General features: G+C 65.4%; 15 protein-coding genes. 1 reads left to right on the top strand and 14 read right to left on the bottom strand.

Translation table 11 applies throughout. The features are described from left to right. Positions 1-15: 15 nt before the first annotated feature. Positions 16-282: a DUF1467 family protein gene (locus B3K53_RS03315; protein ID WP_292082661.1), complete on the bottom strand. Its 267-nt coding sequence runs from the start codon at positions 280-282 to the stop codon at positions 16-18. A gap of 88 nt (positions 283-370) precedes the next feature. Between B3K53_RS03315 and B3K53_RS03310 the strand changes: the two genes are divergently transcribed. Beyond that, positions 371-730, top strand: coding sequence for a 5-carboxymethyl-2-hydroxymuconate Delta-isomerase (locus B3K53_RS03310; protein ID WP_292082660.1), 360 nt, complete (start codon positions 371-373; stop codon positions 728-730). 186 nt (positions 731-916) lie between these two features. Here the strand turns inward: B3K53_RS03310 and B3K53_RS03305 are convergent, their stop codons facing one another. From B3K53_RS03305 to nuoH, 13 genes are all read right to left on the bottom strand, one after another. Continuing rightward, entirely contained in the window at positions 917-1,255 is a 339-nt protein-coding gene (locus B3K53_RS03305) for a DUF3088 family protein (protein WP_292082659.1), read from the bottom strand. Continuing rightward, positions 1,255-2,931 carry a ribonuclease J gene (locus B3K53_RS03300; protein ID WP_292082657.1) on the bottom strand — a complete coding sequence of 559 codons (1,677 nt, stop codon included), beginning with the start codon at positions 2,929-2,931 and terminating at the stop codon, positions 1,255-1,257. The genes B3K53_RS03305 and B3K53_RS03300 overlap by 1 nt, the downstream gene beginning before the upstream one ends. A 6-nt stretch (positions 2,932-2,937) precedes the next feature. Further along, positions 2,938-3,732, bottom strand: coding sequence for a type III pantothenate kinase (locus B3K53_RS03295; RefSeq protein WP_292083360.1), 795 nt, complete (start codon positions 3,730-3,732; stop codon positions 2,938-2,940). After that, on the bottom strand, positions 3,729-4,490 hold the full coding sequence (locus B3K53_RS03290) for a biotin--[acetyl-CoA-carboxylase] ligase (protein WP_292082656.1): 762 nt from the start codon (positions 4,488-4,490) through the stop codon (positions 3,729-3,731). The genes B3K53_RS03295 and B3K53_RS03290 overlap by 4 nt, the downstream gene beginning before the upstream one ends. A 6-nt stretch (positions 4,491-4,496) precedes the next feature. After that, positions 4,497-5,939, bottom strand: a complete 1,443-nt coding sequence (nuoN, locus tag B3K53_RS03285) for an NADH-quinone oxidoreductase subunit NuoN (protein WP_292082655.1) — start codon at positions 5,937-5,939, stop codon at positions 4,497-4,499. A gap of 7 nt (positions 5,940-5,946) precedes the next feature. Continuing rightward, a complete protein-coding gene (locus tag B3K53_RS03280) occupies positions 5,947-7,434 on the bottom strand; it encodes an NADH-quinone oxidoreductase subunit M (protein WP_292082654.1) in 1,488 nt (495 codons plus the stop codon). Positions 7,435-7,439: 5 nt separating this feature from the next. Further along, entirely contained in the window at positions 7,440-9,521 is a 2,082-nt protein-coding gene (gene nuoL / locus B3K53_RS03275) for an NADH-quinone oxidoreductase subunit L (protein ID WP_292083359.1), read from the bottom strand. Positions 9,522-9,535: 14 nt separating this feature from the next. Next, on the bottom strand, positions 9,536-9,844 hold the full coding sequence (nuoK, locus tag B3K53_RS03270) for an NADH-quinone oxidoreductase subunit NuoK (protein WP_105563431.1): 309 nt from the start codon (positions 9,842-9,844) through the stop codon (positions 9,536-9,538). Beyond that, the gene (locus B3K53_RS03265; RefSeq protein ID WP_292082653.1) at positions 9,844-10,470 is read right to left on the bottom strand and encodes an NADH-quinone oxidoreductase subunit J; all 627 of its coding nucleotides are present in this window, start codon (positions 10,468-10,470) and stop codon (positions 9,844-9,846) included. Before B3K53_RS03265 ends, nuoK begins: the two co-directional genes overlap by 1 nt. Before the next feature lie 63 nt (positions 10,471-10,533). Beyond that, on the bottom strand, positions 10,534-11,025 hold the full coding sequence (gene nuoI / locus B3K53_RS03260) for an NADH-quinone oxidoreductase subunit NuoI (protein ID WP_003170180.1): 492 nt from the start codon (positions 11,023-11,025) through the stop codon (positions 10,534-10,536). Further along, positions 11,025-11,237 (bottom strand): hypothetical protein, encoded by a 213-nt coding sequence (locus tag B3K53_RS03255; protein ID WP_292082652.1) that lies wholly within the window; start codon positions 11,235-11,237, stop codon positions 11,025-11,027. The genes nuoI and B3K53_RS03255 overlap by 1 nt, the downstream gene beginning before the upstream one ends. Then, entirely contained in the window at positions 11,234-11,461 is a 228-nt protein-coding gene (locus tag B3K53_RS03250) for a hypothetical protein (RefSeq protein ID WP_292082651.1), read from the bottom strand. Before B3K53_RS03250 ends, B3K53_RS03255 begins: the two co-directional genes overlap by 4 nt. Then, positions 11,461-12,537, bottom strand: coding sequence for an NADH-quinone oxidoreductase subunit NuoH (gene nuoH, locus B3K53_RS03245; protein ID WP_292082650.1), 1,077 nt, complete (start codon positions 12,535-12,537; stop codon positions 11,461-11,463). The genes B3K53_RS03250 and nuoH overlap by 1 nt, the downstream gene beginning before the upstream one ends. Between the last annotated feature and the right edge of the window lie 2 nt (positions 12,538-12,539).

Below are 12,539 nucleotides of genomic sequence, written 5' to 3'. Positions count from 1 at the left end.
CGAATGGGGCGAAAGCTAGAGCGCGGGACCGCGGCTGAAGTCCGGCAGCGGCATCCACCCCGTCCAGACGATGAAGACGATGAAGGCCCAGACGATGGCCGAGACCCAGGTCGTGGTGATGAATTTCTTCTTCAGCTGCGGATTGGCGGGCGCACCCCACTGGCTGCCGTCGGTCGGCGGCGTCTCGGCCTGCTTGGACGATCCCAGCGGCAGGATCGTGAACAGCACGATCCACCACGAGGTCAGATACAGCGCCACCAGGGTAAAGGGGCCGAGAGGCATGGGCGGTCATCCATCGGTTCGGGCGCCTTCCGCATTCCGTCCGCCTCGATGGCGGGCTAAGGGAATGGCGCGAAACAAGGACGCCGTCATGCCACAGATCACCCTGGAACACTCCCCCCATTTCGACGGGACAGATTGGCGCGCCCTGGCGCTGGAAATCCATAGGCTGTGCGTGGACCTGGTCGGCGCCACGATGCCCGCCTGCAAGACGCGCATCGTGCGCTGCGACGACCTGATCATCGCCGACGGCGACCCAGCTCAGGCCATGGTCCACTGCGACCTGCGCATCCTGACCGGACGGACGCAGGAACAGAAGACGGCTCTGGGCGAGGCGGTGCAGGCGGCGATGCTGGCGGGGATCAAACCCTATGCCGGTCCTGCCCAGATCTCGGTCGAGATCGGGGCGTTGGACAAGGACAATTATCGCAAGGTCGCGCTGGGCGGCTGACCCCTTCCCTCTCCCACTGGGAGAGGGCTTGAGCCTCCAAGAGCGTAGCGATTGGTCAGGCGAAAGGGTGAGGGCCGAAGGCGTCCGTCGGCGTCAGCCGCAGCGCAGCGGCTTACGCCGACGGATATCGCCAACCCTCATCCGGCCCTTCGGGCCACCTTCTCCCATCGGGAGAAGGGTTCACTTCTACGGATGCGGTCGCCCGATGCCATAGCGGGCCGCCCAGTAGGGCAGGATGTCGTCGTCCTGCAGGAAGCGGGCGCCGGTCTCTTCGCTGACCTGGGCGTCGGGCCAGTCGAACTCGCCGTCCAGCACCAGCAGCGGGCAGCTCTGATTGGCCTCCCCCACCTCGGCCACCACGGCGGCGCGCGGACGGGGGTGATCCAGATGCGTAACCTGAACCTGCTCGCGCAGGCGCGGATAGAGGCCGAGCACCCCCTCGATCCGGGCGCCGGGCGGGCAGTACCAGGGCCCGCCCTGATCGTCGAACCAGTCGGGGTTCAGCAGATAAAGCCGGTCCGCCATTACAGACGCAGGATCACGGTTTCGACGATGGGGCGACGATCCCAGACCTGCTGGCTGGCCTTCTTCAGGGCGCGACTGACGGCCTGTTCGACCACCAGCTCGTCATCGAGCGCCTCGCCCTTCAGTCCGCGAACGGCGCGTTCGGCGCGCTCGGCCAGATCGTCGAGGATGTCTCCCAGAGGACGGTCCGCATCGCCCGGCAGGCCGATGCCGCGCACGTCGATGTCGCTGACAATCTTGCCGCGCTTATCCATGGCGAAGCTGACGACCAGGACGCCGTTTGACGCCGCGTGACGACGCTCGCGCAGGGCCTCGCCCGCCTCCTCGACCAGCATGCCGCCGTCGACGAACAGACGGCCCGAGGGCACTTCGTCAATGATGCCGGCCGGTCCGGGGGCCAGACGCACCATGTCGCCGTTGCGCGGCGTCACGGTTTCGGGGACCTGCATGTCCTTGGCCAGAAGGGCGTGCTCCATCAGGTGACGGCGCATGCCGTGGGTCGGCACCGCGATCCGCGGACGCGCCCAGCTGTACATCTCGCGCAGTTCGTCACGGCACGGGTGGCCCGAGACGTGGATGCCGGGATGGTCCTTCTCGGTGTAGAGGCGCACGCCCCGGTCGGCCATCTTGTCCTGCAGGCGGCCGATCGACAGCTCGTTGCCCGGAATGACCCGCGACGAGAAGATGCAGTGGTCGCCCTTGCCCAGCTTGATGAAGGGGTGCGTGCCCTCGGCCACGCGCGACAGGGCGGCGCGGACCTCGCCCTGGCTGCCGGTGCAGAGATACAGGATCTCGTCCTCGGGCCAGACGCGGGCTTCCTGTTCGCTGAGGAAAGGCTTCACGTCGCTCAACATGCCGACCGACTTGGCGGCGGCGGTGATGCGGTGCATCGAGCGCCCGGCCAGGGCCACGCGGCGACCGGCGGCCTCGGCGGCGCGTATCACGCTGTCCATGCGCGCGACGTTGGAGGCGAAGCAGCCCACGGCGACGCGGCCTTTCAGGTCCTTGATCAGGGCGGCCAGGGCCACCTTCACGTCGCCTTCCGAACCGGCCACGCCGTCCACGAAGACATTGGTGCTGTCGCAGACCATGGCCAGCACGCCCTCGTCGCCGAGACGCTGGATCGTCTCGACGTCGGTGCGCTCGCCCACGACCGGATCATTGTCGATCTTCCAGTCGCCAGTGTGCAGGACCGTGCCCAGCGGGGTCTTGATGGCCAGGCCGTTCGGCTCGGCGATCGAGTGGGTGATGGTGACGAAGGTCACGTCGAACGGACCCAGGTTCAGGTCGCCGCCCAGCGGGATCTCGTTCAGCTCGACATCATCGAGGATGTTGGCGTCGCGCAGCTTCTCGCGGATCAAATAGGCGGTGAAGGGCGTCGCATACAGCGGCGCCTTGATGCGCGGCCACAGCCAGCCCAGGGCCCCGATGTGGTCTTCGTGGGCGTGCGTGAGCACGATGCCCAGGATGTTCTCGCCTTCCAGGAAGGTCGGATCGGGCACGATCACGTCCACGCCGGGCGTGGAGGGGTCGCCGAAGGTCACGCCGACGTCGACGATGATCCACTTGCGGTCATGCGCCGGGCCGAAACCATAGGCGTTCAGGTTCATGCCGACCTCGTTCGAGCCGCCCAGCGGCAGGAAGACGAGTTCGTCGTTTTGAGTTTTCTTTGTCATACGTCCCTAGAGGTGGGTATTCCGCCGCCAGATTTCGAGTAGGCCGCGGATGGTCAGGTCCGGATCGAACCGGTCGATTGATTGTGTGGAGCCTTCAAACAGCGAGGCGACGCCGCCGGTGCCGACAACCGTCATGGGCTTGCCCCACTCGGTCTTGATGCGGTCCACCAGGCCCTCGATCAGGGCGATATAGCCCCAGAAGACGCCTGATTGCATGGAGGTGACGGTGTCGCGCCCGATGACCACATCGGGGCGTTGAATGGCGATGCGCGGCAGCTTGGCCGCCGCTTCGTGCAGGGCCTGCAGCGACAGGTTGATGCCCGGCGCGATCAGACCGCCCTCGAAGGCCCCCTGCCCCAGCTCGGCCCCGCCGGACACCACGTCGAAGGTCGTGGCCGTGCCGCTGTCGATCAGCAGCAGATCGCCCTCATAGACCTGCAGCGCGCCGATGGCGTTAACCAGGCGGTCGGCCCCCGCCTCGCTGGGCTTGGGAATGCGCACCTCGATGCCGAGGTTGACGTTCTCGCCGATCACCAGGGGCTCAACGGCTATATAGCGTCGCGCCAGATTGCGCAGGTTGAAGATCGACTGAGGCACCACGCTGGAGATGATGCAGCCGTCGAGGTCCTTCATCGAAAGACCCTTGCCGCGCATCTCGAACAGCTGATGCAGCCAGACGGCGTATTCGTCGGCCGTGCGCATGGCGTCGGTGGCCGTGCGCCACTGGGCGATCCACTCATTGCCGTCGTGGACGGCGAACAGGGTGTTGGTGTTGCCTTGCTCGATCGCCAGCAGCATCAGGCGGCCTCTCCAAAAAAGACGTCGCCGGCCGAGATCACCCGCAGCGATCCGTCCGGCAGTTTCAGACGCAGCGAACCGTCCGCCTCCACCCCGTCGGCCACGCCAGTCAGGGTCTCATTGGTCAGCCGCGCCGTGCAGGGACCGTGCAGACCCGGCGTCCGCGCGGTCCAAGCGTCGAGAATGGGTTGGAAGCCCAGGGTCGTCCAGCGGTCCAGCCAGACGCCGAAGGTCTCGGCCAGGGCCTGGGCCGCCTCATCGACACTCGGGGCCGAGGCTACGCCCTGGTTCAGGTGTTCGGCGATGCAGGTGGCGGGCCGTTCGGTGTCGCCAGGCGTCTGGTTCAGGTTCACCCCGATGCCGATCGCCAGCCACAGGCCCCCGGCCGACATCCCGAAAGCGGGCGCCGGGCCGGACTCGATCAGGATGCCGGAGGTCTTGCGACCGTCCAGCAACACGTCATTGGGCCATTTGATCGTGACCAGGGCCGGCGGGACATAGCGGTCCAGCAGGTCGGCCACGGCCAGAGACGCGGCGAAGGTCAGCTGCGCCGCCTCGGCGGGAGATTTTTGCGTCAGCAGCAGCAGGGTGGAGGCGAGATTGCCGCTCTCGCTCTCCCATTTGCGTCCGCGACGGCCGCGACCGGCTGTCTGACGCCGCGCCGTGATCCACAGCGGCCCGCCCTCGCCCGCCTCGGCGCGTCGTCGCGCCTCGGCGTTGGTGGAGTCGGTTTCGTCGAGGATCAGGACCGGGGCGGTCAAAGACCCTTACCCGACCCCGACGCCCGAGGCGGCGGCGCGCGTCAGCGGCTCCAGCCAGGTCAGGGCCACGATCACCAGCGGGAAGCAGAAGGCGGCGGCCGCGAGGGCGATCCACTTGGCTTCCAGCGGCGACTTGTCGGTGGCGACATCGGTTTCAGGCGCGTCGAACCACATCACCTTGATGATGCGCAGGTAGTAGAAGCCGGCCACGACCGAGGCGACCAGACCGGCGGCGCCGGCCATCCAGTAGCCCGCGTCGGCGGCGGCGCCGAAGACGAAGAACTTGCCCCAGAAGCCCGACATCGGCGGGATGCCGACAGCCGACAGCGACAGGATGGTCAGGGCCACCGCCGTCAGCGGACGATCCTTCTTCAGACCCGCCAGGTCGGCGATCTTGCGGATCGGACGACCATTGCGGCTCAGCGACAGCAGGACGGCGAAGAAGCCGAACTGATCGATGACATAGAGGGTCATGAACATCAGCGTGGCCTGAACACCCGCCTGGGTGCCCGCCGCCACGCCCAGCAGGGCGTAGCCGATGTTGATGATCGACGAATAGGCCAGCAGGCGCTGGATGTCTTTCTGCATCAGACCGCCGAACGAACCGACGGCGAAGCTGATCAGCGAGATCAGAATGATAACCTGGGCCCACTGACCGTGGGCGACGCCGAAGCCTTCGACCAGGACGCGGATGATCAGCACCATGGCGGCGATCTTGGGCGCCGTGGCGAACAGGGCCACGACCGGGGTCGGGGCGCCTTCATAGACGTCGGGCGTCCACATATGGAACGGCGCGGCCGAAACCTTGAACGCCAGACCGCAGATCAGGAAGACCAGACCGAAGATCAGGCCCGGGCCCGGGTTGGCGGTGGCGAAGGCGGCGATGTCGACGAAGCGCATCGAACCGGCGAAGCCGTAGATCAGGCTGGCGCCGTAGAGCAGCAGGCCCGACGACAGGGCGCCCAGGACGAAATACTTCAGGCCGGCTTCCGAGGCCTTCAGGTTGTCGCGGTGATAGGCGGCCAGGACATAGAGGGCCAGCGAGTGCATCTCGATGCCGATATAGAGCGAGATCAGGTCGCCCGACGAAGCCATCATCGACATGCCGACCGAGGCCAACACGATCAGGACCGGATACTCGAACTTGGCGATGCCGTTGCGGTGGATCCAGCCGTCGCCCAGGACGATGGCGACCGCCGCCGACAGGAAGATGGCGACCTTGCCGTAAACGGCCAGCGGATCGGCCACATAGGCGCCGTTGAAGGCCGTGCCCAGCGGGCCGACCGCGGCCAGCACCGAGGCGACGGCCAGCAGCAGGATCGACAGGCCCGAGATCAGGCGCGTCGACTTCTCGCCGGTGAAGGCGCCGAGCATGAGCAGCACCAGCCCGCCGACCGCAAGGGTCAGCTCCGGGGCGGCGAGTTGAAGGGCGGAAGACAGATCAGTCATTATGCTCTCACCCGCCGATGGCTGCGCGATAGGCGGTCGTCAGGGCCTCAACAGTCGGCCCGGTGTAGTCGAGGACGGCGTTGGGATAGAGGCCCAGCCAGATGGTGCCGACGATCAGCGGCACGAAGATCAGCAGCTCGCGCTTGTCGATGTCCGTGATGGTCTGCAGGGCCGGGTTCTTGATCTCGCCATACATGACGTTGCGGAACAGCGTCAGGGCGTAGACCGCCGAGAAGATGACGCCCGAGGCCGCGATCAGGGCCGTCCAGGTCGAGACCTGATAGGCGCCGGTCATCGTCAGCACTTCGCCGATAAAGCCCGAGGTGCCCGGCAGGCCGACATTGGCCATGGTGAACATCAGGAAGATGGCGGCGTACCAGGGCATCCGCGCGGTCAGGCCGCCGTAGAAGGCGATCTCACGCGTGTGCATCCGGTCATAGACCACGCCGACGCAGAGGAAGAGCGCGCCCGAGATCAGGCCGTGGCTCAACATCTGGAAGACCGCGCCCTGCACCCCGGTGTCGTTGCCGGCGAAGATGCCCATGGTCACGAAGCCCATGTGAGCAACCGACGAATAGGCGATCAGCTTCTTGATGTCGGTCTGACGGAAGGCGACCAGCGAGGTGTAGACCACGGCGATCACCGACAGGGTGAAGACCAGGGGCGTGAACATCTGCGACGCCTGCGGGAACATCGGCAGGTTGAACAGGATGAAGCCGTAACCGCCGAGCTTCAGCAGGATGCCGGCCAGGATGACCGAACCGGCCGTCGGCGCCTGAACGTGGGCGTCGGGCAGCCAGGTGTGAACCGGCCACATCGGCATCTTCACTGCGAACGAGGCGAAGAAGGCCAGCCACAGGATCGGCTGAACAGCCGGATCGAAGGCGTATTTCTTCAGCTCGGGGATGCTGGTGGTGCCCGTCTCATGGGCCATCCACAGCATGGCCAGCAGCATCAGCACCGACCCCAGCAGGGTGTAGAGGAAGAACTTGTATGAGGCGTAGATCCGGTTCGCCCCGCCCCAGATGCCGATGATCAGGAACATCGGCACCAGGGTGCCTTCGAAGAAGATGTAGAAGAGGAAGAGGTCCAGCGAGGTGAAGACGCCGATGACCAGGGTCTCCAGCACCAGGAAGGCGACCATGTATTCGACGACGCGCGTCTCGATCGACTTCCAGCTGGCCACGATGCAGATCGGCATCAGGAAGGCGGTCAGCAGAACGAACAGGATCGAGATCCCGTCCACGCCCAGGTGATAACCGGCGCCGGCGAACCAGGCGTAGTTTTCAACGAACTGATAGGCCGGGTTCGACGGATCGAACTGGGCCACCAGCAGAACGGAAACCGCCAGCACCACCAGGGTGGTGCCCAGGGCGATCCAGCGCGCGGCCGGGGCCGCGGCGTCCTGGCCGCCCTTGTTCATCATGCCGGCCAGAAGCAGCAGGCCGGCGCCGACCAGCGGCAGGAAGGTGACGATGCTCAGAATGTGAGGCACGAGGCTCAGGCTCCCCACGTGAAGATGGCGAAGGCAAGGAACACAGCCACGCCGATCAGCATCACGAATGCATAGAAGTAGACGAAACCGGACTGGAAGCGCGACAGCCAGCCGCCCGATTTCAGCGAAGCCCAGGCCGCGCCATTGGGGCCGAGACCGTCGATGATCTTCACGTCGCCGATCTTCCAGAAGAAGTCGCCGAGGGCCTTGGCGCCCTTCACGAAGACGGCGTCATACAGCTCATCGAAGAACCACTTGTTGTAGAGGAAGGTCCACAGCGGTCCCTTGCGGTCGGCCCACTGCTTGGCGACGCCTTCCTTGAGGACGTAGATCCAGAAGGCGGCGAAGGTGCCCAGCAGGGTCACGACCAGCGGCGCCCACTTCACCCAGGTCGGGACGTTGTGGCTCTCGTGCAGGACGTGGTTGGCGCTGCCGACAAAGATGGCGCCGCGCCAGAACTCGGCCTCATGGTGACCGATGAAGTGCGGGGCGAAGATCATGCCCGCGAACACAGCGCCGATCGACAGCACCAGCAACGGCACGACCATGGGCAGCGGGCTCTCATGCGGCGACAGCGGACCATGGTGATGGTCGTCGTGCGCATGGTCGTCATGACCGTGGCCATCCAGAGGCTCGGAATGCGTTTCCAGCTGGGCATGCGAGGCGTGGTCATCGGCGTGATGCGCGCCCTCCTCTTCCTTCCACTTGGCCGTGCCGTGGAAGGTCATGAAGACCAGACGCCACGAATAGTAGGCCGTCAGCAGGGCCGCCGAGATGCCGATGACGAAGGCGAACATGCCCGCGGCCGAGTGGCCGGTCGTCGCCGCCGCATAGGCGCTCTCGAGAATGGAGTCCTTGGAATAGAAGCCCGACAGCCCCCAGACGCCAGGAATCCCCAAGCCGGTGATGGCGATGGTGCCGATCATCATCACGCCGTAGGTAATAGGCAGCAACCTAGCCAAACCGCCCATGTTCCGCATGTCCTGCTCATGGTGCATGCCGTGGATCACCGAACCGGCGCCCAGGAACAGCAGGGCCTTGAAGAAGGCGTGCGTGAACAGGTGGAACATGGCGGGCTGATAGGCGCCAACGCCGGCAGCGAAGAACATGTAGCCCAGTTGCGAGCAGGTCGAGTAGGCGATCACGCGCTTGATGTCGTTCTGCATCATGCCGACGGTGGCGGCGAAGATGGCCGTGATCCCGCCGATGATGGCGATGAACAGCGACGCCGTCGGGGCGTGCTCATAGAGCGGCGACAGCAGGCAGACCATGTAGACGCCGGCCGTGACCATGGTCGCCGCGTGGATCAGGGCCGACACGGGCGTCGGGCCCTCCATGGCGTCCGGAAGCCAGGTGTGCAGGAAGAACTGGGCCGACTTGCCCATGGCGCCGATGAAGAGCAGCAGACCGGCCAGATCCAGCGCCGACCAGGTGTAGCCGAGGAATTCCCAGCCCGTGCCGACCTTGCCGGCGATCAGCGGGAACAGCTTGGCGAACTCGATCGTGCCGAACATCCAGAACACGGTCATCATGCCGAGCAGGAAGCCGAAATCACCGACGCGGTTGACCACGAAGGCCTTGATGGCGGCGGCCGAGGCGGTGTCCTTCTTGTACCAGAAGCCGATCAGCAGATACGACGCCAGACCCACGCCTTCCCAGCCAAAGAACATCTGCAGGAAGTCGGCGGCCGTCACCAGCGCCAACATCATGAAGGTGAACAGCGACAGGTAGGCGAAGAAACGAGGACGACTGTCGTCCTCGGCCATATAGCCCCAGGAATAGAGGTGAACCAGCGACGACACCGTCGTCACCACGATCAGCATGGTGGCCGACATCGCGTCCACGCGGATCGACCAGTTCGACTGGAAGTCGCCGACGTGGATGAAGGGCGCGATGTGGACGGTGAAGGCGTCGAGCCCCCCCCAGGTCCACTGGCTGAACACGATCCACGAGACCGCGCACGAGAAGAACAGCAAGCCGGTCGTGACCGACTGCGAGGCGATGTTCCCGATCCGGCGACCGAAGAAGCCAGCGATCATCGCCCCCAGAAGGGGGGCGAAGACGCCGAGAGTGACGAGAGTCTGGATAGTCACGGTTCCGATCAGCCCTTCATCACGGAGGCGTCGTCAACCGCGATGTCGCCGCGGTTACGGAAGAAGGTCACCAGGATCGCCAGGCCGACGGCGGCTTCAGCCGCGGCGACGGTCAGGACGAACATGGCCATCAGCTGACCCGACACATCGTTGAGATAGGTCGAGAAGGCGACGAAGTTGATGTTCACCGCGAGCAGGATCAGCTCGACCGACATCAGGATGATGATGACGTTCTTGCGGTTCACGAAGATGCCGAACACGCCGATGGTGAACAGCATGGCGGCGACCGCCAGATAGTGCTGGAGCGAGATGTCCATCACAGAAGCTCCTCGGGGGTGACGCCCTGGCCGGTGGCGACCGACTTGACCTCGACGGCCTTGGCGCGTTCGCGGTTGGCCTGGGCGGCCAGGTCCTGACGGCGGACGCCGGGACGATGACGCAGGGTCAGGACGATGGCGCCGATCATGGCGATCAGCAGCACGATGCCCGCAGCCTGGAAGAAGTAGACGTAGTCCGTGTAGAGGACGCGGCCGATCACCTCGACGTTCGAGGCGTCAGGGCCGGCGACGACCGGCGCGATCGCGGCCTTGGCCGCCCCGCCCTGCACCACGGTGATCGACACCATGATCATCTCGGCCAGCAAGACGCCGGCGACGACCCCGGCCAGCGGCAGGTAGCGGGCGTAGCCTTCGCGGAGGCGGACGAAGTCGACGTCCAGCATCATGACCACGAACAGGAACAGCACCGCGACGGCGCCGACGTAGACGACCACCAGCAGCATGGCCAGGAACTCTGCGCCCAGCAGGACGAACAGGCCGGCGGCCGAGAAGAAGCTGAGGATCAGCCACAGGACGGAGTGCACGGGATTGCGCGCGGTCACGACCAGAAGGGCCGAAACCACGGCGACCGTCGCCAGTAGATAAAACGCTATGCCTTGCAGCATGGGTGGGACAAAGCCCCCTTCAAAGTCTTGCGCAGCGATCCCGTGGCGGAATCGCGGCTCGGTTTAGCGATACGGAGCGTCGAGTTCCAGATTCTTCGCGATCAGCCGTTCCCAGCGGTCGCCGTTGTCCAGCAGTCGGGCCTTGTCATAGAGCAGTTCTTCGCGCGTCTCGGTGGCGAACTCGCTGTTCGGTCCCTCGACGATGGCGTCCACCGGGCAGGCCTCCTGGCACAGGCCGCAGTAGATGCACTTGACCATGTCGATGTCGTAGCGCGTCGTGCGGCGGCTGCCGTCGGCGCGCGGTTCGGCCTCGATGGTGATGGCTTGCGCCGGGCAGATGGCCTCGCACAGCTTGCAGGCGATGCAGCGCTCTTCACCGTTCGGATAGCGACGCAGCGCGTGTTCGCCGCGGAAACGCGGCGACTGCGGGTTGCGCTCGAACGGATAGTTCACGGTGGCCTTGGGCTTGGCCATGTATTTCAGCGACAGGCCGACGGCGCCGAACACGTCGGTCAGCATCGCGCCCTTGGCCGCCTGAACGATACGGGTCAGCATTACGATTTCACTCCGGCGCACTCGCGTTGATAGCGCGCGCTTTCCTTGTCGAGGGTTCCACAGACGCGCTGGCGTTCGGCTTCCTGCCGCTGCACCTGCTCCATCTTGCGTTCCCACTGATAGACCGAGACCGGATCGGCCTCATACGGGGCACAGGCCGACGCCAGCAAGGGCGCGGCCAGGGCAATGATCATGACGACGGCCTGTTTCATCCGCCCACCTGCCGCTTGCAATCGTCGCGATCAAAACGCGGATCGTCGCGCGACAGACGCTGGCAATGGGCCCGCTTGTCCGCCTCGTCCCGACGTTCGCGCTCGACGCGATCCATCCGAGCCGCCGCGCCTTCAGGCGCAGCCGGCTCGATCGGCTTGAAGGTGCAGGCCGACAGGCCGGCGGCGAAGGCCAGCGCAAGCAGTGATGTGGCGCGAACGCCCATCACGCGCCCACCGCGAAGACGCGCCAGGCCGCCACGACCACCACGGCCACCAGCGAGGCCGGCAGGAAGATCTTCCAGCCCAGGCGCATCAGCTGGTCGTAGCGGTAGCGAGGCACGAAGGCCTTCACCAGGGCGATCATGAAGAACCAGAAGACGATCTTGGTCGCCAGGACCAGGAAGTAGAACAGGTTGGCCAGGAAGGTCGGCCAGCTGTCGAGGAAGTCGGTCGGGAAGCCCGGGTTCCAGCCGCCGCAGAACAGCAGGCTGATCATGGCGCACATGAAGACGATGTTGGCGTACTCGCCGATCATGAACAGCAGATAGGGCGTCGAGGAATATTCGACCTGATAACCGGCCACCAGTTCCGACTCCGCTTCGGGCAGGTCGAAGGGCGGACGGTTGGTCTCGGCCAGGGCCGAGATGAAGAAGACGATGGTCATGGGCAGCATGACCACGATGGTCGGCAGGGTGTCGAGGCCGCCGCCGAACATGTTCCACTCGTAGATCCAGCCCGACTGCGCCGTCACGATCTGCGTCAGGTTCATCGTCCCGGCCAGCAGGATGACGTTGATGATGACCAGGCCCATCGAGACCTCGTAGGACACCATCTGCGCCGCCGAACGCAGCGAGCCCAGGAAGGGATACTTCGAGTTCGAAGCCCAGCCCCCCATGATGATGCCGTAGACGCCCAGCGAGCTGATCGCGAGGATGTAGAGCACCCCGACGTTCAGGTCCGAGATCACCCAGCCCGGCGCGAACGGGATCACCGCCCAGGCGATGAAGGCCAGGATGAAGGTGATCAGCGGCGCGGCCAGGAAGACGACCTTGTCGGAGCCCGACGGGACGACGATTTCCTTGAGCACGAACTTGAAGAAGTCGGCGAAGGACTGCAGCAGGCCGAAGGGGCCGACCACGTTGGGGCCCTTGCGCAGTTGGACACCGGCCCAGATCTTGCGGTCAGCCAGCAGCAGGAAGGCCAGCGAGATCAGGATCCCGACCGTGACGATCAGGATGCCGCCGATGGTGGCGAGGGTCCAGCCGATGGGGGTGGCCCAGAAGGAGGTCGCAGCGTCCATGA

Source organism: Brevundimonas sp. UBA7506 (genome assembly GCF_002479495.1).
Taxonomy (GTDB): Bacteria; Pseudomonadota; Alphaproteobacteria; order Caulobacterales; family Caulobacteraceae; genus Brevundimonas.
Note: the sequence above shows the minus strand (reverse complement) of the source record. Positions and strands in the feature narration are given on the sequence as shown.

Coding starts and splice junctions, on each gene's coding strand:
- nuoI (WP_003170180.1), bottom strand. CDS start 11,025: ATGCTGACCCGTATCGTTCAGGCGGCCAAGGGCGCGATGCTGACCGAC.
- B3K53_RS03250 (WP_292082651.1), bottom strand. CDS start 11,461: ATGGGCGTTCGCGCCACATCACTGCTTGCGCTGGCCTTCGCCGCCGGC.
- nuoN (WP_292082655.1), bottom strand. CDS start 5,939: ATGACTGATCTGTCTTCCGCCCTTCAACTCGCCGCCCCGGAGCTGACC.
- B3K53_RS03305 (WP_292082659.1), bottom strand. CDS start 1,255: ATGGCGGACCGGCTTTATCTGCTGAACCCCGACTGGTTCGACGATCAG.
- nuoH (WP_292082650.1), bottom strand. CDS start 12,537: ATGGACGCTGCGACCTCCTTCTGGGCCACCCCCATCGGCTGGACCCTC.
- B3K53_RS03315 (WP_292082661.1), bottom strand. CDS start 282: ATGCCTCTCGGCCCCTTTACCCTGGTGGCGCTGTATCTGACCTCGTGG.
- B3K53_RS03300 (WP_292082657.1), bottom strand. CDS start 2,931: ATGACAAAGAAAACTCAAAACGACGAACTCGTCTTCCTGCCGCTGGGC.
- B3K53_RS03255 (WP_292082652.1), bottom strand. CDS start 11,237: ATGAAACAGGCCGTCGTCATGATCATTGCCCTGGCCGCGCCCTTGCTG.
- nuoK (WP_105563431.1), bottom strand. CDS start 9,844: ATGGACATCTCGCTCCAGCACTATCTGGCGGTCGCCGCCATGCTGTTC.
- B3K53_RS03310 (WP_292082660.1), top strand. CDS start 371: ATGCCACAGATCACCCTGGAACACTCCCCCCATTTCGACGGGACAGAT.
- B3K53_RS03265 (WP_292082653.1), bottom strand. CDS start 10,470: ATGCTGCAAGGCATAGCGTTTTATCTACTGGCGACGGTCGCCGTGGTT.